Source organism: uncultured Pelagimonas sp. (assembly GCF_947498515.1).
GTDB lineage: Bacteria > Pseudomonadota > Alphaproteobacteria > Rhodobacterales > Rhodobacteraceae > Pelagimonas.
This window is the reverse complement of record NZ_CANMKO010000001.1, coordinates 422,097-441,306: the sequence shown is the minus strand read 5'-3', so window position 1 is coordinate 441,306 and position 19,210 is coordinate 422,097. Positions and strand designations below refer to the sequence as shown.

The 19,210-nt window shown below is 56.2% G+C and carries 22 protein-coding genes; 14 read left to right on the top strand and 8 right to left on the bottom strand.

The features are described from left to right. Positions 1-50 precede the first annotated feature (50 nt). Complete coding sequence (fnrL, locus tag Q1A43_RS02305) at positions 51-797, top strand: transcriptional regulator FnrL (RefSeq protein WP_299932533.1); 747 nt, start codon at positions 51-53, stop codon at positions 795-797. Continuing rightward, on the top strand, positions 778-1,695 hold the full coding sequence (locus Q1A43_RS02300) for a PhzF family phenazine biosynthesis protein (RefSeq protein ID WP_299932091.1): 918 nt from the start codon (positions 778-780) through the stop codon (positions 1,693-1,695). The genes fnrL and Q1A43_RS02300 overlap by 20 nt, the downstream gene beginning before the upstream one ends. Before the next feature lie 98 nt (positions 1,696-1,793). Here the strand turns inward: Q1A43_RS02300 and Q1A43_RS02295 are convergent, their stop codons facing one another. Then, on the bottom strand, positions 1,794-2,633 hold the full coding sequence (locus Q1A43_RS02295; RefSeq protein WP_299920968.1) for a universal stress protein: 840 nt from the start codon (positions 2,631-2,633) through the stop codon (positions 1,794-1,796). A gap of 195 nt (positions 2,634-2,828) precedes the next feature. On the opposite strand from Q1A43_RS02295, the gene ccoN reads away from it, so the two are divergent. The 5 genes from ccoN (at position 2,829) to Q1A43_RS02270 (ending at position 7,907) form a co-directional block, all read left to right on the top strand. Further along, entirely contained in the window at positions 2,829-4,439 is a 1,611-nt protein-coding gene (gene ccoN / locus Q1A43_RS02290; protein ID WP_299920970.1) for a cytochrome-c oxidase, cbb3-type subunit I, read from the top strand. 14 nt (positions 4,440-4,453) lie between these two features. Next, on the top strand, positions 4,454-5,182 hold the full coding sequence (gene ccoO / locus Q1A43_RS02285; RefSeq protein WP_299920972.1) for a cytochrome-c oxidase, cbb3-type subunit II: 729 nt from the start codon (positions 4,454-4,456) through the stop codon (positions 5,180-5,182). Between the two features lie 9 nt (positions 5,183-5,191). Next, positions 5,192-5,383 (top strand): cbb3-type cytochrome c oxidase subunit 3, encoded by a 192-nt coding sequence (locus Q1A43_RS02280; RefSeq protein ID WP_299920974.1) that lies wholly within the window; start codon positions 5,192-5,194, stop codon positions 5,381-5,383. A 15-nt stretch (positions 5,384-5,398) separates the two neighbouring features. Further along, positions 5,399-6,277 carry a cytochrome-c oxidase, cbb3-type subunit III gene (gene ccoP / locus Q1A43_RS02275; protein ID WP_299932089.1) on the top strand — a complete coding sequence of 293 codons (879 nt, stop codon included), beginning with the start codon at positions 5,399-5,401 and terminating at the stop codon, positions 6,275-6,277. A 154-nt stretch (positions 6,278-6,431) separates the two neighbouring features. After that, positions 6,432-7,907, top strand: coding sequence for a sensor domain-containing diguanylate cyclase (locus Q1A43_RS02270; protein WP_299932087.1), 1,476 nt, complete (start codon positions 6,432-6,434; stop codon positions 7,905-7,907). 166 nt (positions 7,908-8,073) lie between these two features. On the opposite strand, the gene Q1A43_RS02265 is transcribed toward Q1A43_RS02270, so the two are convergent. Further along, the gene (locus Q1A43_RS02265) at positions 8,074-8,238 is read right to left on the bottom strand and encodes a hypothetical protein (RefSeq protein ID WP_299932085.1); all 165 of its coding nucleotides are present in this window, start codon (positions 8,236-8,238) and stop codon (positions 8,074-8,076) included. Positions 8,239-8,336: 98 nt separating this feature from the next. Here Q1A43_RS02265 and Q1A43_RS02260 point away from each other — a divergent pair, with 98 nt between their 5' ends. From Q1A43_RS02260 to ccoS, 5 genes are all read left to right on the top strand, one after another. Then, positions 8,337-9,212 (top strand): LysR family transcriptional regulator, encoded by an 876-nt coding sequence (locus Q1A43_RS02260; protein WP_299932083.1) that lies wholly within the window; start codon positions 8,337-8,339, stop codon positions 9,210-9,212. A gap of 94 nt (positions 9,213-9,306) precedes the next feature. Then, the gene (ccoG, locus tag Q1A43_RS02255) at positions 9,307-10,746 is read left to right on the top strand and encodes a cytochrome c oxidase accessory protein CcoG (protein WP_299932081.1); all 1,440 of its coding nucleotides are present in this window, start codon (positions 9,307-9,309) and stop codon (positions 10,744-10,746) included. Further along, a complete protein-coding gene (locus Q1A43_RS02250) occupies positions 10,743-11,207 on the top strand; it encodes a FixH family protein (RefSeq protein ID WP_299920984.1) in 465 nt (154 codons plus the stop codon). The genes ccoG and Q1A43_RS02250 overlap by 4 nt, the downstream gene beginning before the upstream one ends. Positions 11,208-11,210: 3 nt before the next feature. Continuing rightward, positions 11,211-13,397: a heavy metal translocating P-type ATPase gene (locus Q1A43_RS02245; protein WP_299932079.1), complete on the top strand. Its 2,187-nt coding sequence runs from the start codon at positions 11,211-11,213 to the stop codon at positions 13,395-13,397. A gap of 6 nt (positions 13,398-13,403) precedes the next feature. Continuing rightward, positions 13,404-13,562: a cbb3-type cytochrome oxidase assembly protein CcoS gene (ccoS, locus tag Q1A43_RS02240; RefSeq protein ID WP_299920988.1), complete on the top strand. Its 159-nt coding sequence runs from the start codon at positions 13,404-13,406 to the stop codon at positions 13,560-13,562. A gap of 4 nt (positions 13,563-13,566) precedes the next feature. Here ccoS and Q1A43_RS02235 read toward each other — a convergent pair whose 3' ends face one another. Continuing rightward, positions 13,567-14,445 carry a Hint domain-containing protein gene (locus Q1A43_RS02235; protein ID WP_299932077.1) on the bottom strand — a complete coding sequence of 293 codons (879 nt, stop codon included), beginning with the start codon at positions 14,443-14,445 and terminating at the stop codon, positions 13,567-13,569. 188 nt (positions 14,446-14,633) lie between these two features. Further along, positions 14,634-15,092 carry an Lrp/AsnC family transcriptional regulator gene (locus Q1A43_RS02230; protein WP_299920992.1) on the bottom strand — a complete coding sequence of 153 codons (459 nt, stop codon included), beginning with the start codon at positions 15,090-15,092 and terminating at the stop codon, positions 14,634-14,636. 136 nt (positions 15,093-15,228) lie between these two features. Here Q1A43_RS02230 and ald point away from each other — a divergent pair, with 136 nt between their 5' ends. Continuing rightward, entirely contained in the window at positions 15,229-16,350 is a 1,122-nt protein-coding gene (gene ald, locus Q1A43_RS02225; protein ID WP_299932076.1) for an alanine dehydrogenase, read from the top strand. A gap of 6 nt (positions 16,351-16,356) precedes the next feature. Here ald and Q1A43_RS02220 read toward each other — a convergent pair whose 3' ends face one another. Next, on the bottom strand, positions 16,357-17,109 hold the full coding sequence (locus Q1A43_RS02220; protein WP_299932074.1) for a helix-turn-helix transcriptional regulator: 753 nt from the start codon (positions 17,107-17,109) through the stop codon (positions 16,357-16,359). Positions 17,110-17,196: 87 nt separating this feature from the next. On the opposite strand from Q1A43_RS02220, the gene Q1A43_RS02215 reads away from it, so the two are divergent. After that, a complete protein-coding gene (locus Q1A43_RS02215; RefSeq protein ID WP_299932072.1) occupies positions 17,197-17,733 on the top strand; it encodes a peroxiredoxin-like family protein in 537 nt (178 codons plus the stop codon). Positions 17,734-17,784: 51 nt separating this feature from the next. Here Q1A43_RS02215 and mscL read toward each other — a convergent pair whose 3' ends face one another. The 3 genes from mscL to Q1A43_RS02200 all read right to left on the bottom strand — a co-directional run bounded on the left by mscL (position 17,785) and on the right by Q1A43_RS02200 (position 19,152). Further along, positions 17,785-18,207: a large conductance mechanosensitive channel protein MscL gene (mscL, locus tag Q1A43_RS02210; RefSeq protein ID WP_299921000.1), complete on the bottom strand. Its 423-nt coding sequence runs from the start codon at positions 18,205-18,207 to the stop codon at positions 17,785-17,787. Between the two features lie 145 nt (positions 18,208-18,352). Next, positions 18,353-18,802 (bottom strand): YtoQ family protein, encoded by a 450-nt coding sequence (locus Q1A43_RS02205; protein WP_299921002.1) that lies wholly within the window; start codon positions 18,800-18,802, stop codon positions 18,353-18,355. 80 nt (positions 18,803-18,882) lie between these two features. Further along, positions 18,883-19,152: a glutaredoxin gene (locus tag Q1A43_RS02200; protein ID WP_299921004.1), complete on the bottom strand. Its 270-nt coding sequence runs from the start codon at positions 19,150-19,152 to the stop codon at positions 18,883-18,885. Positions 19,153-19,210: the final 58 nt, after the last annotated feature.

The window sequence follows — 19,210 nt, the reverse complement described above, 5'->3', positions numbered from 1 at the left end:
GAGCGTTGGGGAAGCGCGACCTTGACCCAGATCAACACGGGACCATGCCAATGCTGAATGAACGTAGTCTTGCGGTTTCGCAAGAGTGTGCCGATTGCCCTATTAAGCATCGTGCGGTCTGTGCTCGGTGTGATGGGGATGAGCTCGAGCGGCTTGAAGAAATCAAGTATTACCGCAAATTCGAGGCCGGTCAGACGGTGATCTGGTCCGGTGATCGCATGGATTTTGTCGGCTCGGTCGTGTCGGGAATTGCGACGTTGACCCAAACGATGGAAGACGGCCGCACCCAGATGGTCGGTTTGTTACTGCCGTCTGATTTTGTCGGCCGCCCCGGTCGCGGGTCCGCCGCGTATGACGTGGTTGCCACAACTGATCTTGTCATGTGTTGTTTTCGCAAGGCCCCGTTCGAAGTATTGATGAACAAAACCCCCCATATCGCCCAGCGCCTATTGGAAATGACTCTGGATGAGTTGGACGCCGCACGCGAATGGATGTTGGTGCTGGGGCGCAAAACCGCCCGTGAAAAGATCGCCTCGCTTTTGTCGATCATTGCACGCCGCAATGCCACGGTTGAGGCGTCGGTCCCCGAAGGGCCGCTGGTCTTTGATCTGCCTTTGACCCGAGAAGCCATGGCCGACTATCTTGGTTTGACTTTGGAAACCGTTAGCCGCCAGATTTCGGCGCTGAAACGCGATGGTGTTATCACCCTCGAAGGCAAACGACACGTGACCATTCCAGACATGGCGCGGTTGATGGACGAAGCCGGGGATGACGCCGATGGCGGCGTTTTTGCCTAAGACGCTGGCTTTTGCCACATGTGATGTTTTCACGACTGAACGTTTCGCCGGCAATCCATTGGCAATTGTTCTGGGTGCGGATGATGTGTCGGATCAGGCGATGCAAACCATTGCGCGTGAGTTCAATCTCTCCGAAACGATCTTTGTGCAAACCCCGGATGACCCGGCCCATACCGCCAAAGTGCGCATTTTCTTTCCGACCGCCGAGATCCCATTTGCCGGGCATCCAACCATTGGCTGCGCCATTCATTTGGCCACCAAGGCCCAGCCGTCCGGTGATTTCGACACCGACATCACGCTTGAAGAACAAGCGGGGCTGGTTCCGGTTCGGGTCTGGCGCAAAAACGGCGTCACGCGGGCCGAGTTTCAGGCCCCGGTGGTGCCTTTCAAAGCAGAGCAAGGAACAACGCCAGAAGCTGAGGTATTGGCGCGGGCGCTCGGTATTTCGGCCACAGATATTGGATTTGGCGAACACAGCCCCGGTATTTTCGAAGGCGGCCCACGGTTTATGTATGTTCCGGTCAAGGATTTAACGGCTCTGGCACAGGCCCGTCCTATGGAACCGGCCTGGAGTCAGGCGATCGAAATCGGGGCGGTGGACAACGCCTATCTCTATACTCCGTCACAGACGGGGTTTCAGGCGCGGATGTTTTCGCCCACTGCGGGCATTCCCGAAGACCCGGCAACCGGATCAGCCAGCGCTATTTTGGCGGCGCAACTACTAGCGGCCGGGCATTTGAAAGAGGGCGAGACCCAGCTCACCCTCACCCAAGGTTTGGAAATGGGGCGCCCCAGCCAAATTGGCTTTCGCGCCCGCGTCAAAAACGGAGCATTAGACGCGGTTTTTATTTCTGGATCAGCCGTTCCGGTAAGCACGGGCCACATCCAAGCCGGGTAGTTCCCCCTACCCGGCTAGCGCAACCCAATGGGATGGTGGGCGGGGCGTCGTGCTCAGGGCACCGCCCTGAGCTCTAGCGCCGGTCCACCAACCACTTCTTAGTGCGCCATAAAGGTGGCGACTTCGGTCTGTTCCAACATGTTGCGGGTTGCCCCGCCCAAAATGGCCTCGCGAAAGCGAGAATGACCATAAGCCCCCATCACCACCATATCGGCATTCACGTCCCGAACATGGCGCTGCATCACATCGGCGACACGCGGCAGGGTTTTGGACAAGACGTCAATCTCGGCTTTTACCCCATGACGCGCGAGGTATTGCGACAGCAGCCCACCGGGATCAGAGCGATTTGGCCCGTGCTGAGGCGGATCAATCACCACCACATGCACCGCTTCCGCGTCAATCAAAAGTGGCAAGGCGGCGCGCACCGCGCGCAGCGACTCGGCGCTTTCATTCCAGCCAATCACCACGCGGCGCGGCTGGGTTGGTGGCTCAACGTCTTCCGGAACGACCAAAACCGGCACCTGACCTTCGAACAAAGCCCCTTCCAAGACCGGTTCAAGCTCAACGCCACTATTTGCCCCATAGGGCTTTGGTAGTACGACCAAGTCAGAGAATCGCGCCCGCGCCGAGACATGGCGGCCAATATCGGCCAGCTGGGCCACTCCATCCTCGACCGCCCAGCGGCACTCGGTTTTTTCGAGCTGCTCGCGCGCAGACGCCGCCAAACCAGAGGCATCTTTATTGGCCCGACTCAGGGTTTCCTGAAGCACCATCGCGTTCGCACCGGCATAATAATAACCGGTTTGCGTGCGATCGACGCCGAAACAGACCACATCAAGATGTGCGTCGCTGCCTTGGGCGACAACCGCCGCATGATCAATCGTCGACTTAGCCAAAGCCGCGTCCGTTACGACCGTAAAAATTGATTTGAAGGCCATTCGTTCCTCCTGATCCAAACCTCTGATAAGACTAAACCTGTACGGATGGTCGCACCTTGACGAGCATCAAGGCAAACGCGCAGTTCTCTTGATGCAGATCAATGCCCACAACGCGCGAACAGCGCAAAAACGAGCCGGTCTAATAACCGCTCACACGGCTTTGCGAATCGTGTGGGTCAGACGAAGGGACGAATTATGTTGAACTATATCAAGCTCATCGTGCTTGGTTTGGTTGCGATCTTTGCGATGATCGCCGCCAGCTATGCACGAGATGTGGCTTACCAAGTCCATGCGATCATCATTCTGGCGGTGGCCGCCGGGATGTTTATCTGGACTTTGCGCCACACAGATGAACCCGTGGTGGCAGCACCACAGAACGAATACATGGATAATGTGATCCGTGCTGGAGTGATTGCCACCGCCTTTTGGGGTGTTGTCGGTTTCGCGGCTGGTACGTTCATTGCTTTCCAATTGGCCTTCCCGGCGCTCAACTTTGATTGGGCCCAAGGATACGCCAACTTTGGTCGCCTGCGCCCACTGCACACAAGTGCGGTGATTTTTGCGTTTGGTGGCAACGCGTTGATCGCGACCTCATTCTACGTTGTACAACGTACATCGGCGGCCCGTCTTTGGGGCGGCAACACGGCATGGTTCGTGTTCTGGGGTTACCAACTCTTTATTGTATTGGCGGCAACCGGCTATCTGCTCGGCGGCACCCAGTCCAAAGAATATGCAGAACCCGAGTGGTATGTTGACCTGTGGCTCACTGTTGTCTGGCTGGCCTATCTGGCCATTTTTGTTGGCACAATCGTCAAGCGCAAAGAGCCCCATATCTATGTGGCCAACTGGTTCTTCCTGTCCTTCATCCTGACCGTCGCGATGTTGCATGTGTTCAATAACCTGAGCATTCCAGTTTCGATCTGGGGTTCCAAATCTGTTCAGGTCTTCTCGGGTGTCCAAGATGCGATGACGCAGTGGTGGTACGGCCACAACGCCGTTGGCTTCTTCCTGACCGCGGGTTTCTTGGGGATGATGTACTACTTTGTACCCAAGCAGGCCGAACGCCCTGTCTTTTCGTACAAACTGTCGATCATCCACTTCTGGGCGCTGATCTTCCTGTATATCTGGGCTGGTCCTCACCACTTGCACTACACCGCGTTGCCTGATTGGGCGTCGACGCTGGGTATGGTCTTCTCGATCATCCTGTGGATGCCAAGCTGGGGTGGTATGATCAACGGTCTGATGACCCTGTCGGGTGCATGGGACAAACTGCGCACCGACCCGGTTATCCGTATGATGGTGATCTCGATCGGTTTCTACGGCATGTCGACCTTTGAAGGTCCGATGATGTCGATCCGCGCTGTGAACTCGCTGTCGCACTACACTGACTGGACCATTGGTCACGTACACTCTGGTGCGCTTGGTTGGAACGGCATGATCACCTTTGGTGCGCTGTACTATCTGGTGCCAAAACTGTGGAACCGTGAGCGTCTGTATTCGAACCAGCTGGTGTCCTGGCACTTCTGGCTCGCCACGATCGGCATCGTTCTTTATGCGGCGTCCATGTGGGTGACCGGTATCATGGAAGGCCTGATGTGGCGTGAAGTTGACGCCAATGGCTTCCTTGTTTGGAGCTTTGCCGACACCGTAGGTGCCAAATTCCCGATGTATGTTGTCCGCGCTCTGGGTGGTGTGATGTTCGTCGCTGGTGCCCTGATCATGGTCTACAACTTGTGGATGACCGCAAAAGCAGCCCCGGCAGTCGATGCCGAAGCCGCTAATGCGCACGCCACACCGGCCGAATAAGGAGGACCGGATACATGGCAATTCTCGACAAACACGCTGTCCTCGAGAAAAATGTTACCCTTTTGGCAATCTTTGCCTTCCTGGTGGTAACAATTGGTGGACTGGTGCAAATCGTACCGCTCTTCTATCTCGAGAACACAATTGAGGATGTAGAGGGCATGCGCCCCTACACCCCACTCGAACTGACTGGTCGCGACATCTACATCCGCGAAGGCTGCTATGTCTGCCACTCGCAGATGATCCGCCCGATGCGCGACGAAGTCGAACGTTACGGTCACTACTCTCTGGCGGCGGAATCGAAGTACGATCACCCGTTCCAGTGGGGTTCCAAGCGGACAGGTCCTGATCTGGCGCGCGTTGGTGGCCGTTACTCTGACGAATGGCAGATCGACCACCTGCGTGACCCGCAGTCGGTTGTTCCGGAATCGGTGATGCCAAAGTACGGCTTCCTCGAAGCCAAGCTCGTCGAAGGCGAATATGTGGCTGACTTGCTGAAAACGCATCGTCTTGTAGGGGTTCCTTACACCCAAGAGATGATCGACAACGCTCAGGCCGACTTTGCCGCTCAGGCGGACCCCGACAGTGACTATGACGGGCTGCTTGAACGCTACGGTGACAATGTCAACGTTCGCAACTTTGATGACCGGGCTGGCATTTCCGAAGCCGACGCTCTGGTTGCCTATCTGCAAATGCTTGGCACGTTGGTCGACTTCTCGACCTTCACGCCTGACGCAAGCCGCTAAGGGGGGACTATGGAAACCTATTCTTTCCTTCGTGAGCTTGCCGATAGTTGGGCTTTGCTGGTCATGTTCGCTGTCTTCATCGGAATCGCCCTCTGGGCGTTCCGACCCGGCAGCCGAGCCGTCCATGAGGACACGGCCAACATACCCTTCCGTCATGATGATAAACCGGCGCCCGATCTTGGCGCCCCCGCCGAACATTAAGGAGGCGAGGAACACATGAGTGACAAAAAACAAGACGATCTCGACTATGAGACAACCGGCCACTCCTGGGACGGTATCAAGGAATACAACAAACCGCTTCCAAAGTGGTGGGTGTGGACCTTTTATGCCTGTATCGTTTGGGGCATCGGCTATGTCATCGCCTATCCGGCTTGGCCGCTGATCAACGGGGCAACGCCCGGTTTGCTCGGCTACTCCACCCGTGGTGAAGTTGCGGCTGAAATTGCACGGGTCGAAGATCAGAATGCTGCGATCAACGCCAAATTGGCTGGGACCGAGCTGACTGAAATCGCGGCCGATGCGGAACTGCATACCTATGCCAACAATGCTGGCTCTGCCGTGTTCAAAACATGGTGCGCCCAGTGTCACGGCTCTGGTGCTGCGGGTGCCAAAGGCTATCCCAACTTGCTGGATGATGACTGGCTCTGGGGTGGTTCGATTGAGGATATCCACGCCACAATCAGCCACGGTGTCCGCAACGAAACGGATGACGACGCGCGTTACTCGGAAATGCCCGCATTTGGGCGTGACGAGCTGTTGGAAAAAGAAGAGATTGTTCAGCTAACGAACTTTGTCCAACTTCTGTCGGGTGATACCCCTCAGGACGCCGCCGCAGCCGAAGCTGGTACAGTGCTGTTTGAAGACAACTGCTCCTCTTGCCATGCCGAAGACGGTACCGGTGACGTGAGCCAAGGTGCACCCAACTTGACGGACGCGATTTGGCTCTTTGGTGGCAGTTATGACGACATCCTTGAGACAATCACCAACGCTCGTTTTGGTGTGATGCCATCTTGGACCGAACGTCTGGACGAAGCCGAAATTCGCGCTGTGGCATCATATGTCCATGGCTTGGGCGGCGGTGAAGCCTCAGAATAACTTCTAAATCAAGAGGTTATCAAAAACCTTAGACCTCCAGCCAAATTGGTTGGGGGTCTTTTCTTTGCCTAACGTCACCACCAGGCACAGCCCAAGTTAACTAAGTTTTAGGATATTTGACCATATTAAGGACAATCACCCAGCGAGCGACATCATGAACATCGCACATGCAAATATAACGGAAGAAGGCAATGAGGCGCTTTCCGCAATCATTGCTGTTTTTCAGACGTTTCAGGATCCGCTGGTATTCGCGGACGCCGATCGTCGCATTTTGTGGTGTAATCGCGGGCTAGAAATCTTGCTCGGATATACTCTTGCCGAATTGCAAGGTCGTTCAACCCGCCTTCTCTACGCGGAAAACGACGACTTCACACAGACTGGAAAAGTGCGGTTCAACAATGCCGGTGATCCGTCCCGTCAAACCTACGCGATGTCCTACCGTCACAAAGACGGCAGCATCATCAGGTCGGAATCCACCGGCTGGCGTGTTCCGCATGGGGACGGGTCCGTCGCGGGCTACGCCGCAATTATTCGGGACGTGACCGAAGTCACCAAGGTCGAAGACGCGCTCACCAAACTCTACGCCATATCGTCCACACAAAAGCTGAGCGGGCCTGAGAAAATCGATGCGATCCTGGCGCTTGGCTGCTCGTTTTTCAAATTGCCCGTGGCCTTGGTCAGCATGATCCGTGGAGAAACCTACACCGTGTTGTTCTCAAACTCGGCCCTGATGGACATTCCGCCGGGCACGCAATTTCAGTTGGGCACAACATTTTGCAAAGACACCATCAACTCAAACGAACCCTTGGCTGTTCATGCCGCAGATTTGGCTGAGGGCAGCTGTGGCCACCCAGCCTATGAAGAATTCGGGTTGCGCGCCTATATTGGCATCCCGCTGATTGTTGACGGTGAACGCATTGGCACGCTTGGATTTTCCAGCCCGATGCGCCGCAAACCCTTTAGCACGTCTGAATTTGACATCATGAAACTCTGTGGGGCATGGATTGCTCAGGAGCTTTCACTTGAGATGAGCTATCAGGCGCTGTCGCGCGCCGCGTCGCAAGATTGGTTAACCGGGGCCGCGACCAATCGCGAGTTCCGGTCCGAACTGAACGCGGTTTTTTCCGATTGCAAACGCCAAAGCCAAGACGCCCAGCTGATCCTATTCGACATCGATCATTTTAAGCTGGTGAATGACCAGTTTGGTCATGACCGCGGGGACACGGTATTGCGGATGCTCGCAGAGACGATTCAACACCTGCTTGGCCCCAATACTCCGCTCTATCGCATTGGCGGCGAGGAATTTGCCATCGTCTTGCGAAAAGGGTCCAATGATGCGGCGATAGACTTGGCCGAGCAAATTCGCCACGCGATTGAGCAAATTGATTTTGGTTTTGAACAAGGGTTCCAAATCACAACCAGCTTGGGCATTGCGGCCTTCAACGGCGAATTTGAGACCGAATCCAATTGGGTAAAATGTGCTGATATGGCGCTTTATTCGGCCAAAAACAGTGGCCGCAATCGGGTCGCTTCGAACAATCAGGCCCCATCCTTACGCATCCACGGATCTTGCCCAGTAGAAAGTTGCCCCGGTCACGAAAAATGTGGCGGTCAAAACTGCCCGGCTTGACACATATCAAGGTGCGCAAAGGGTCATCCTGTCAAATTCGGTTCAGAAAGATTGGGGCCCTCCCCCCGATCAATAATATACCCCAACCCTCGGGTCGGGGCGTATTGCGCCGATGCCCTGTCCTGTTCGCGCGTTTCCTAGGGCATCGGCGCATTTATTTCCAAATCTATGACAACCAGCCACGCCGAAACATCATCCGGCGGCGCGTTTTGGCCTCTTGCTCGCGGCGGCGATCCGCTTCGTGAATGGGGGTTTGTGGGTGTTCATCCGCAAACCTATGTAAGTCCCGGCGGCAGGCAGTCATAAAGCTTTGTGCATATATCGTGAACATGTCACCCTCTTGATTTGATGATTTCCTTATGAAAACCTCACACAAACCACGATGCCGCGCGAGTCAGGGATAATTCATATGTGTAAGGTCAAGTTACAATGAACTGGGGGCAGCTCCCTCCGATGGCGGCGCTACGGGCCTTTGGGGCTTTTGCACAGACGGGATCAATGACGGCGGCCGGTGCCAAGCTGAATGTGACCCACGCCGCCATAAGCCAGCAGATCCGCCAGCTTGAGGCGCATTTAAATGTCCCACTCTTGGAACGGCATGGCAAAAAACTATCCCTGACTGAGGATGGCCAAGCCTTGGCCAGAACTTTGGACACGGCCTTTTCCGCCATTTTCGAAACGGTCGAACAGCTGACCTCTCAGGAACAAGAGCGCCCTCTTCAAATTTCATGCACCTCAAGTTTTGCCGCGGTTTGGCTTATGCCGCGACTGGCAAGTTTCCGGCAAAAACACCCAGACATCAGTATGATGATCGACCCAAACTCCGCGCTGGTTGAGCTCACTCCGGGCGGCATTGACGTCGCAATTCGATACGGTCACAGCGATTGGCCGGGCTATTTGTCAAATGCGTTGATCCATGCGCCCCTCGCGTTGGTTGGCACGCCCGACCTTGTTCAGAACTACCAACAGGACGACCCGGATAGCCTTGCCGCTCTGCCATGGCTCAATGAATTTGGCACTAACGAAGCCTCGCGTTGGATGAAACGCCACGGAATTCGTGCCGGCAAGGCGAAATCCATCACCAATGTACCGGGAAACCTTGTTCTCGAAGGCATTCGAAGCGGGCAAGGCGTTGCTATGGTCACGCGGATGATGGTCGAAGACGACATCGCCGCCGGGCGGCTAAGCGTTTTGTTCGAAGAAGACAGTGGCGCAAGCTATCATCTTGTCACCCGACCGGGTGTTCAGCGCCCTGCCCTCAGGGCATTTTGTCGCTGGATCTTGGCTGAAGCCACAAAAACCTAAATCAAAGATTCAGAATTTGATGCAGGTCAATGCTGCGACTGCACTGAGTTGGGAAAACCAATATTGATAAAACCCCTTAACGGAGCGATTCCCCGTGTCCGACAATAATGCCACCCCTCCCTCCCTCTACGCCGCCCGTGAACCGGTCTTTCCCAAACGCGTTACTGGCGCATTTCGGAACCTGAAATGGGTTATCATGCTGGTTGCACTGGGGATTTATTACCTAACTCCCTGGATTCGCTGGGACCGGGGGCCGCAATTGCCGGATCAGGCCGTTCTTATCGACTTGGCCAACCGTCGTTTCTATTTCTTCTGGATCGAGATTTGGTCACACGAATTCTATTTCGTTGCTGGCTTGCTGATCATGGCTGGCTTGGGGCTTTTCCTGTTCACCTCGGCTTTGGGTCGGGTGTGGTGCGGCTATGCCTGCCCGCAAACTGTGTGGACAGACCTGTTTATTCTGGTCGAACGCTGGATCGAAGGCGATCGAAACGCCCGTCTGCGCTTGCACCGCCAGAAAAAGTGGGATTTCCGCAAAGCGCGGCTGCGCGTGACGAAATATGTGTCGTGGTTCCTGATCGGGCTCGCAACCGGCGGGGCTTGGGTGTTCTATTTCGCCGATGCGCCGACGCTTTTGGTTGATCTCTTAACGGGTCAAGCGCACCCCGTCGCCTACACAACCATGTTGGTTCTGACGGCAACGACCTTCTTCTTTGGCGGCATCGCCCGCGAACAGATTTGCATCTACGCCTGTCCTTGGCCGCGTATTCAGGCCGCAATGATGGACGAAGACACGCTGACCATTGGTTATCGTGATTGGCGCGGTGAGCCGCGCGGCAAGCTGCGTAAAAAGCAGGACGACAGCAAAGAAACCGGCGATTGTATTGATTGCATGGCCTGCGTGAACGTCTGTCCGATGGGGATCGACATTCGCGATGGTCAGCAGATGGAATGCATAACCTGTGGTCTGTGCATCGACGCCTGTGACGACATGATGGACAAGATTGGCAAACCGCGTGGTTTGATCGACTATCTGGCCGCCTCAGACGAACCCAAAGAGCGCGCCGGCAACCCGCCGCGCCCGGTTTGGAGCCACATTTTCCGGTTCCGCACCATGATGTACACCGCTTTGTGGTCTTTGGTCGGAGTTGGCTTGGTCTTTGCCTTGTTCATTCGGCCCGAAATCGAAATGACCGTCGCCCCTGTGCGAAACCCGATCTTCGTAACCATGTCCGACGGGTCGATCCGCAACACCTATGAGGTTCGTTTGCTCAACAAACACGGCGAAGATCGCCCGTTCCGCATGACACTCAAAGGGGATCCCTCGCTATATATCCAGCTCGAAGGCACGCCCTATGAGACCGTGACCGTCAATGCCAACGAAACCCTGTTGCAAAAGGTGCATGTCATCGCGCCACGCCACTCGGAACCTGCTGCGATGGAACGCGTCGATATCCGCCTTTGGGTCGAAGATTTGACCACCGGCGATAGAGCGCATAACGATACCGTATTCAACGGACGGGCGGACAAATGACAAAAACCGAACGCAAACTGACTGGCTGGCATGTCTTTGCAATTTTTGGTGGGGCCTTTGGTGTCATCATTGCCGTCAACCTTGTCTTGGCCTTTAGCGCGGTGAAAACCTTTCCGGGGTTGGAGACCAAAAATTCCTATGTGGCCAGCCAGACCTTTGACAAACGCCGTGCTGCCCAAGAGGGGCTTGGCTGGGACGTCGGGGCCAAACATGTTGGTGGCATGCTGATCCTGTCGATTGCCGAACAAGATGGTACGCCGGTGCAGGTGGGCAAGCTTGAGGCAACTCTTGGGCGCCCCACCCATGTCAAAGATGACCGCAGCCCGGATTTTCAGTTTGATGGCCGGTCCTATGTGGCCCGCGAAACGCTTGCCCCCGGCAATTGGAACATCCGCATGAAGGCCACCGCGCTTGATGGCACCCCGTTTGAACAACGTGTTGTCTTTATCGTTGAGGACTAAACCATGACAGCAGCGATGCGCCCTCAGGCCTCGGCCTGCCCTGCCTGTTCTGCGGCCCCTGCGGCCGAGGCTTTGGCCGCGGCTCAGGAACCGACTGAGGCGCACATCGTTCTGTCATTGCCGACAATCCATTGCGCGGCCTGCATGTCGACGGTGGAACAGGCTTTGAACGCCTCGGATGCTGTGCGATCGGCGCGGGTCAATCTTACCATGAAACGGGTCAGCGTCGAAGCCGACCCGGAACTGACTGCCGCGGATATCATTCCGCTGGTCGAAGGCGCGGGCTATGAGGCCCATGAGCTTGACACCACCGCCATCACCGCCACGCAAACCGACCGCGCCGGGCGCGAGTTGCTGATGCGGCTTGCGGTGGCGGGATTTGCCTCGATGAACGTGATGTTGCTATCGGTCGCGGTCTGGTCGGGGGCCGAAGGGCCAACGCGCGACATGTTCCACTGGATTTCGGCGGCCATCGTCATCCCCGCCGTCGCCTTTTCTGCCCAGCCGTTTTTCAAAAACGCTTGGACCGCGCTGAAGGCTGGGCATCTCAACATGGATGTGCCAATTTCATTGGCCATTTTGCTGGCCTTGGTCACCTCGCTTTGGGAAACCTCGCTGTCTGGCGAGCATGCCTATTTTGACGCGGCCATGGCGCTGACCTTCTTCTTGCTGACCGGTCGCTACCTTGATCACCGCACCCGCTCTGTTGCCCGATCCGCCGCCGAAGAACTCGCTGCGCTCGAAGTGCCACGCGCTTGGCGGGTGAGCGATAGCGGAGAGGAACAGGTCAATGTCGCTGAGCTTCGCGTCGGCGACATCCTTCGCGTGCGACCCGGTGGCCGGATGCCGGTTGACGGAGAAATCGTAGAAGGCACGTCGGAGCTTGACCGCTCGCTTTTGACCGGGGAAACCTTGCCGGTGTTTGCAGAGCCCGGCACCACGATAAGCGCAGGCGAAGTAAACCTAACGGGGCCGCTTTTGGTGCGCGCCTCGGCGGTGGGGCGCGACACGTCCTTGCACCGCATGGCCGATCTGGTCGCCGTGGCGGAATCCGGGCGCTCGCGCTACACGTCGCTGGCGGATAAGGCGGCGAAACTCTATGCGCCTGGCGTTCACATCCTGTCGGCGCTGGCCTTTGTCGGCTGGTACCTGTGGTCTGGTGATTTGCGCATTGCGCTGAATATTGCCGCCGCGGTTTTGATCATTACCTGCCCCTGCGCCTTGGGTTTGGCGGTTCCAGCCGTGACCACCGCCGCCTCGGGTCGTTTGTTCAAACAGGGTTTGTTGATCAAAGACGCCACCGCCTTGGAACGTTTGGCCCAGATCGACACGGTGGTTTTCGACAAAACCGGAACCTTGACCGCAGGCACACCCGACCTGACCAACCTTGATGATTTTACCCGCTGCGACTTGGAAATCGCCCTAGCGCTTTCACAAGGGTCGGCGCATCCGCTGTCGCAATCCCTGACCGCCGCCGCCCGCGAAGCAGGTGTCACACCGGCCGATGTCACCGATATTCAAGAGGTTCCCGGACACGGCACACAAGGCCTATGGCAAGGGCAGATGGTTCGCCTAGGTCGCGCCGCATGGGTTGGCGCAGGCAGTCACGCCATGACCTCGGCGTGGTTGCGGGTCGGCGATGGCCCGGCCCAGGCCTTTACCTTTACCGACCGGCTCCGCGATGGGGCCGAAGAGGCAGTGCGCGCCCTGCAAGAGAGCGGCAAGAAAGTGATCTTGATGTCGGGCGATACCACAGCGGCGGTTGAAGCGCTCGCCACCCGGCTTGGCATCGAACAATGGCTGGCCGAAGCCCTGCCCCAAGACAAAGCTACGCGAATTGAGGCGCTTACCGAACAAGGTGCCAAGGTTTTGATGGTTGGCGATGGGTTGAACGATACGGCGGCGCTTACGGCGGCCCATGCCTCGATCTCTCCCGCCTCGGCCTTGGACGCGGCCCGCGTGGCGTCGGATATCGTGTTATTGGGCGGCACGCTTGACCCCATCCCCGATGCGATTGAAACCGCACGCAAGGCCACGCGCCGCATCCGCGAGAATTTCACCATCGCCACATGGTACAACATCATCGCCGTGCCATTGGCCATTGCCGGGCTGTGTTCGCCATTGATCGCCGCCTTGGCGATGTCGGCAAGTTCGATTACAGTCTCGCTCAATGCGCTGCGCCTGAGGTAACCACCTGTGAACATCCTGACCTATCTGATCCCGATCTCTTTGGTGCTTGGCTGCGCTGGCTTGGGCTTTTTCGTGTTTACCCTGCGCTCAAACCAATACGATGACCCAGAAGGCGACGCTCAGCGGATTTTGTCAGGTGATTACGACGACAAGCCCAAGGGTTAGACGCCTATAGAAACGCGGTTTCGCGTTTTATGATGTCACGATCTTGAGCAATAACTTCGGCTTCGTGTCGGTGCAAAGCTGGCCGAATGAGGCGATACTCCCGATCTTTGATCACCTCGTGAATTTCGGCGCGCTCCCCCTCATCCAGAAGGGTTTCTATGGCGTCGCCGGGCATCAGGCTTTCGCACGGTGCGCCTTGTGCCAAAAGAATATCGTGCCGTTCCAATAAGATATGGACATAGACAACTATGTCTTTCCGCACCTGCCGGATGCGTTTGCCATCGACCAAGGCAATGGCCGGGACCAACACCTCGCGTTCGCCAAAATGCAACTCGGCACTGTTAGAGCTAATCAAAACACGGTGTTGCGGGGACAGTTTGACAGGCGCAAAATTCCCGATGCTGCCTTTTGGGAACCGCACCGGGGCCGATGCCCCGTCGCCCGAAATGGTTTTGCGACCAATCCAAAGGATTTCACGCGCCACACCGCCCATGGTGCACACCGTTTCACCAACCTTGAGCTGACCAGCGCGCACATATCCACGCGGTGTGGCGATCTGAGTCGATTTCTCAAAGCAGATGTATTCGTGGTCGTAACCCGGATCTTGATCCGTGGTGTAGAAATTGGGCGGATTGGACGGTCCGTAGCTGGTCCAATACCAGTTTTCGAGGTCGAAATCCGGTGTCCAAACCACCTGAACGGTTTCGCCGCCGTCCGTCCCTTCAAACACAATGGCTCCGCCACCGCCCGGCGCGGCATCACTGCGCACAACCACAGCATCGACTAGATTGCCGCCGCCATGACCCGACCATGTGATGTCGTAGGTGTCACCAACCTCAAATAACCGCGGGTCGGGATCGCCATCCTTGGTCGTGATTTGCAAATTTGACGTGGAATTCGGCGGATGATCAAACCGAGATTGGCCGGCAACAATTCCGACATTGCTGCCACTCGCAACAGCAAAGGAGTTGTCCCCCCCATCTATGGTAAATGAAGCAACCAACGTAAGTACTCCGACAAACGCAGTCACTTTCGCTCAAAAAAACTAAACTTTGGTTACCCAACGTCACATCAGACTGGCAAAGCCGTTGTTTTAAACACTGTTCTAAGTGCAAAGCTCGATTGCATCTGGGCCACACCGGGCAAGCGGGTGAGGTATTGGCGGTGGATGCGGGCGAAATCTTCGGTGTCTTCGGCGACAATTTTCAAAATGTAGTCCGCCGTGCCCGCCATCAAATGGCACTCCAAGACGTCCGGCACCCGCGCCACAGCCTTTTCAAAGGCTTCAAGCACCTCATCCGCCTGCGCGCTAAGCTTGATTTCCACAAAAACAGTGGTCGGCATCCCCAATTTACGCGCATCCAACAATGCAACGTAGTCTTTGACATAACCGTCCGTCTCAAGCCGCTGCACCCGCCGATGGCAGGCCGAGGCCGATAGATTCACCTCATCCGACAGGTCAGAATTGGAAATCCGCCCCTTGCGTTGAATCACCCGCAAGATACGTCGATCTGTCTCGTCCAAGGCCATGTGCGCGCACTTTCTTCGCTTATACTACGTGAATTCGAAGATTCTTCGATTGTTCCCGCTAACTACGCAGCAAATTCGCAGGGAAATTGCAAGGCGTTTCACTCATGCTCAAATAATAGGCAAATGGAGGATGGCTATGAAAATCGGGTGCCCCACAGAAATCAAACCACAGGAATTTCGCGTCGGTCTGACGCCCAATGCCGCGCGCGAGGCCGTGGGACATGGCCATCAGGTCGTCGTGCAAAAGGGTGCAGGCATCGGGGCTGGCTTTTCGGATGACGATTATATCGCCGCTGGTGCCGCAATGATCGACACCGCAGAAGAGATTTTTGCGACTGCCGACATGATCGTCAAGGTCAAGGAACCGCAAGCCGGTGAGCGCAAAATGCTGCGAGAAGACCAGCTTTTGTTCACCTATTTGCACCTTGCCCCGGACCCAGATCAAACAAATGATCTGATCGCGTCGGGCTGTACGGCCATCGCCTATGAAACCGTCACCGATGATCGCGGTGGGCTGCCGCTTTTGGCGCCGATGTCCGAAGTCGCTGGGCGTTTGGCCCCGCAGGTGGGCAGCTGGACCTTGCAAAAGGCCAATGGCGGCCGCGGCGTTTTGATGGGTGGCGTGCCCGGCGTTGGCCCGGCCAAAGTTGTTGTGATTGGTGGCGGGGTCGTTGGCACCCATGCGGCCAAAATCGCGGCGGGTATGGGCGCGGATGTCACCGTACTTGACCGGTCTATCCCGCGTTTGCGCTATTTGGATGACGTGTTTGGCGGCTCGTTCAAAAACCAATATTCCACCGCCGGTGCCACCGCAGAGCTTATCCAAGAGGCGGATATGGTGATTGGTGCGGTTCTGATCCCCGGAGCGGCCGCGCCCAAGTTGATTTCGCGAGCCCAGCTTTCGACCATGAAACCCGGCGCGGCCCTTGTGGATGTGGCGATTGATCAGGGCGGGTGTTTTGAAACCTCCAAGGCGACCACCCACGCGGACCCGGTCTATGAGGTTGATGGCATTATGCATTATTGCGTCGCCAACATGCCCGGAGCGGTTGCACGCACATCGACCATTGCGCTTAGCAACGCCACGATGCCCTTCATGTTGGCCCTGGCCGACAAAGGGTGGCGTCAGGCCTGTGCCGATGATCCGCATCTGTTGAACGGTCTCAACGTCCATGCCGGCAAGCTGACGTATTATGCGGTTGGCAAAGCTCTGGGGATTGACGTGACCTCCCCCCAGTTGGTGCTCAAAGCGGCCTAACCCGTTTTATGCACCCGGTGCCACCCCGACGCGTCCCCTAATTGCTAAGGGTGGCACCCCATATTTTTGACGAAACGCACGGGAAAACGCTTCGGACGAGGCGTATCCATAGCGTCGCGAAACCGCATCAACCCGTTGACCTTGTTGCAAATCTTGGCGTGCCACGGTCAACCGCCACTGTCGAAGATAGGCCATGGGCGACTGGCCCACCTTTTGCGAAAACAGCTCGGAAAAACGCGAGGGTGAGAGGCCCGCCTCAACCGCCAAATCGCCGCTGGTCCAGCCGTGACCAGGCCGATTGTGCATGGCGACAATCGCCCGCGACAAACGCAGGTCAGTCAGCCCGGCCAAGACCCCGATTTGATCGCATCCGGTGTCGAACTGAAACCGCAAAAGGCGCACGATCATCACCTCGGCCAAGCGGCGCAACACCGAGGCCGACCCACAACGATGCGCCTCGGCCTCCCATTTCAATGCAACCGCAAGCCCCATTAGATCGGGGGTTTCAATCGGCATCTCGATCCGTACCGGCAACCCGGTTTCAAGCGGGTTCTCCACCGTGCCCCAATCGACCCGCGCTGCAAACTGCGCGCTAGGAAAGGCCTGTGGTTTTTGCAGGAACAAAACGGAGCGAGGGCCGTTGTCATCGCCCAGAATAACCAGATTGGCTGGGGCATCCGCAACCGGTGTGATGGCCACATCAAAGCGTTCGATCAAATCGGCAAGGCGGTCAGGGCGGGCGGGCGCGCAATGGGTCATTCGGGCATTCTGCTAGGTATTTCGGATTTTTCTAGCATATAATTGCGCAATATGGCCCCATCGTCAAGTTCGAATAGGAATACACCCATGTTGATGCCCCGCCAGAAGACCCCCGGTCTCACCCTGCCCACACTGGACAATGGCCAGTTTGACCTTAGCCAAGAGAACACAGAACGCGGCACGCTTGTTTGCTTTTACCGTGGGTTGCATTGCCCCGTTTGCGCGACATACCTGACCGAGCTGCAAAAACTGCTCCCCGCCTTTGCTGAACGCGGCGTTGGGGCCATTGCGGTGAGCTCGGACAATGAAGAGCGCGCCCATGGTATGGCCGACAAAATCGACGCCAAAGAGTTGCGTATTGCCTATGATCTACCACTGGATCAGGCGCGTGATTGGGGCCTCTATATTTCGACCTCGCGCGGTAAAACCTCGATTGGCATCGAAGAACCCGCGCTTTTCTCGGAACCCGGCCTGTTTTTGGTAACACCCGAACAGACGCTGTATTTTGGCACGGTACAAACCATGCCGTTTATGCGTCCGCATTTTTCAGAATTGGTTGGAGCCTTGGATTTCGCCATTGCCAACAACTATCCGGCACGTGGCGAATATACCGCTGCGGTCTAAACCAAAAAAGGGGCCCGATTGGGCCCCTTTCTTTTGCGCCATATCCGGCACTTATTTCTTAAGCGAGTCGCGGATTTCGACAAGAATATCCAGCTCGGTTGGGCCTGCTGGGGCCTCTTCTTTTGGCTCTTCTGGTTCTTCGGCAGCGGCTTTGGCTTTGTTGACCATTTTCACCAACATAAAGACCACAAAGGCGATGATCAGGAAGTTGATGATCGCCATGATAAAGCGACCGATGGCGAATACCGGTGCGCCGGCTTCTTCGGCCGCGGCCAATGTTGCGTATTCTTTGCCATCGAGCGCATAGAACCATTCGCTAAAATCGATACCGCCCATAAACAGACCGATGATCGGGTTGATCAAATCGCCAACCAGCGATGTGACGATCGCAGTGAACGCCGCCCCGATGATGATACCAACCGCCATATCCATGACGTTGCCCTTGGCAATAAAGTCCTTGAATTCCTGAATCATGTCCCACGTCCCCGTTTTGATTAGAGCAGGCCCACCGCCTGCTCTCGCATAGTTAACACGAGTAAAGTTTGACCACGCAACAGGGTATTAGAAAAAGAGGGAATTTAGATACAGGTTTCCCTCAAAGACATGACGTCAGTTGCAATCATGCAGGCAATTCACCGGTTTGGACATAGCGTAGGATTTGCACAACCTGTTCGGGCGTGCGCGCCACGGCCAATGCAGCGGCGTCGACTTCTTTGAGGGCGTGATCGTGATCTGGTTGTTGCAAGATGATTAGCGATTTGCCCAGCGCGCTGGCATATCCGGCATCAAAGGCCGCATTCCATTGGCGGTATTTTTCGCCAAAACGCACCACGACAACATCCGCCTCTTCGATCATTTTCCGTGTCCGGATGGCGTTCATCTGTGCGCCTTTATGATCGTGCCAGAATTTGTTGTCCTCGGCCCCAAGGATCGCAACACCGCAATCATCCGATGCCGCGTGATTGGTGTTGGGGGCCGAAAAGACCACATCGAGGCCATCGGCCCCATTGATGATCTGTTCGCGCCAATCCGTGTGAATTTCGCCGCTGAGGTAAACATGGAATGTCATAGCATGGCCTTTTGTGCTTGGTTTTGGCGGGTAAGATAGTCGCCCGCGCCAGATTGGCAATCACGCATCTGACACCGGGCTCACCGCTGCCAAAACCGCTTTTTCTTGGGCTTGGATGCTTTGATATGGGCGCGCAGGTCGGTAAATCCGCCGATCTTTTGACCGTCGATAAAAATCAAAGGCGTTGTTGCGATGTGATGCTTGTCTTTGAAGGCGTCGGTTTCGTCGCGCGTTCTCAAGATGTGCTCTTCGATCTCGAAACCTTCTTTGCGCAATAGATCGCGCGCAGCGGTGCCATAGCCGCAAGTGTAGTTCGGCAATTCCATTCGGTACAAAACGGCTTTGGGCATCGTGATCTCCTTGAACAGATCCTTACAAAGGAAACGGGGCCCGCCAAAGCAAGCCCCG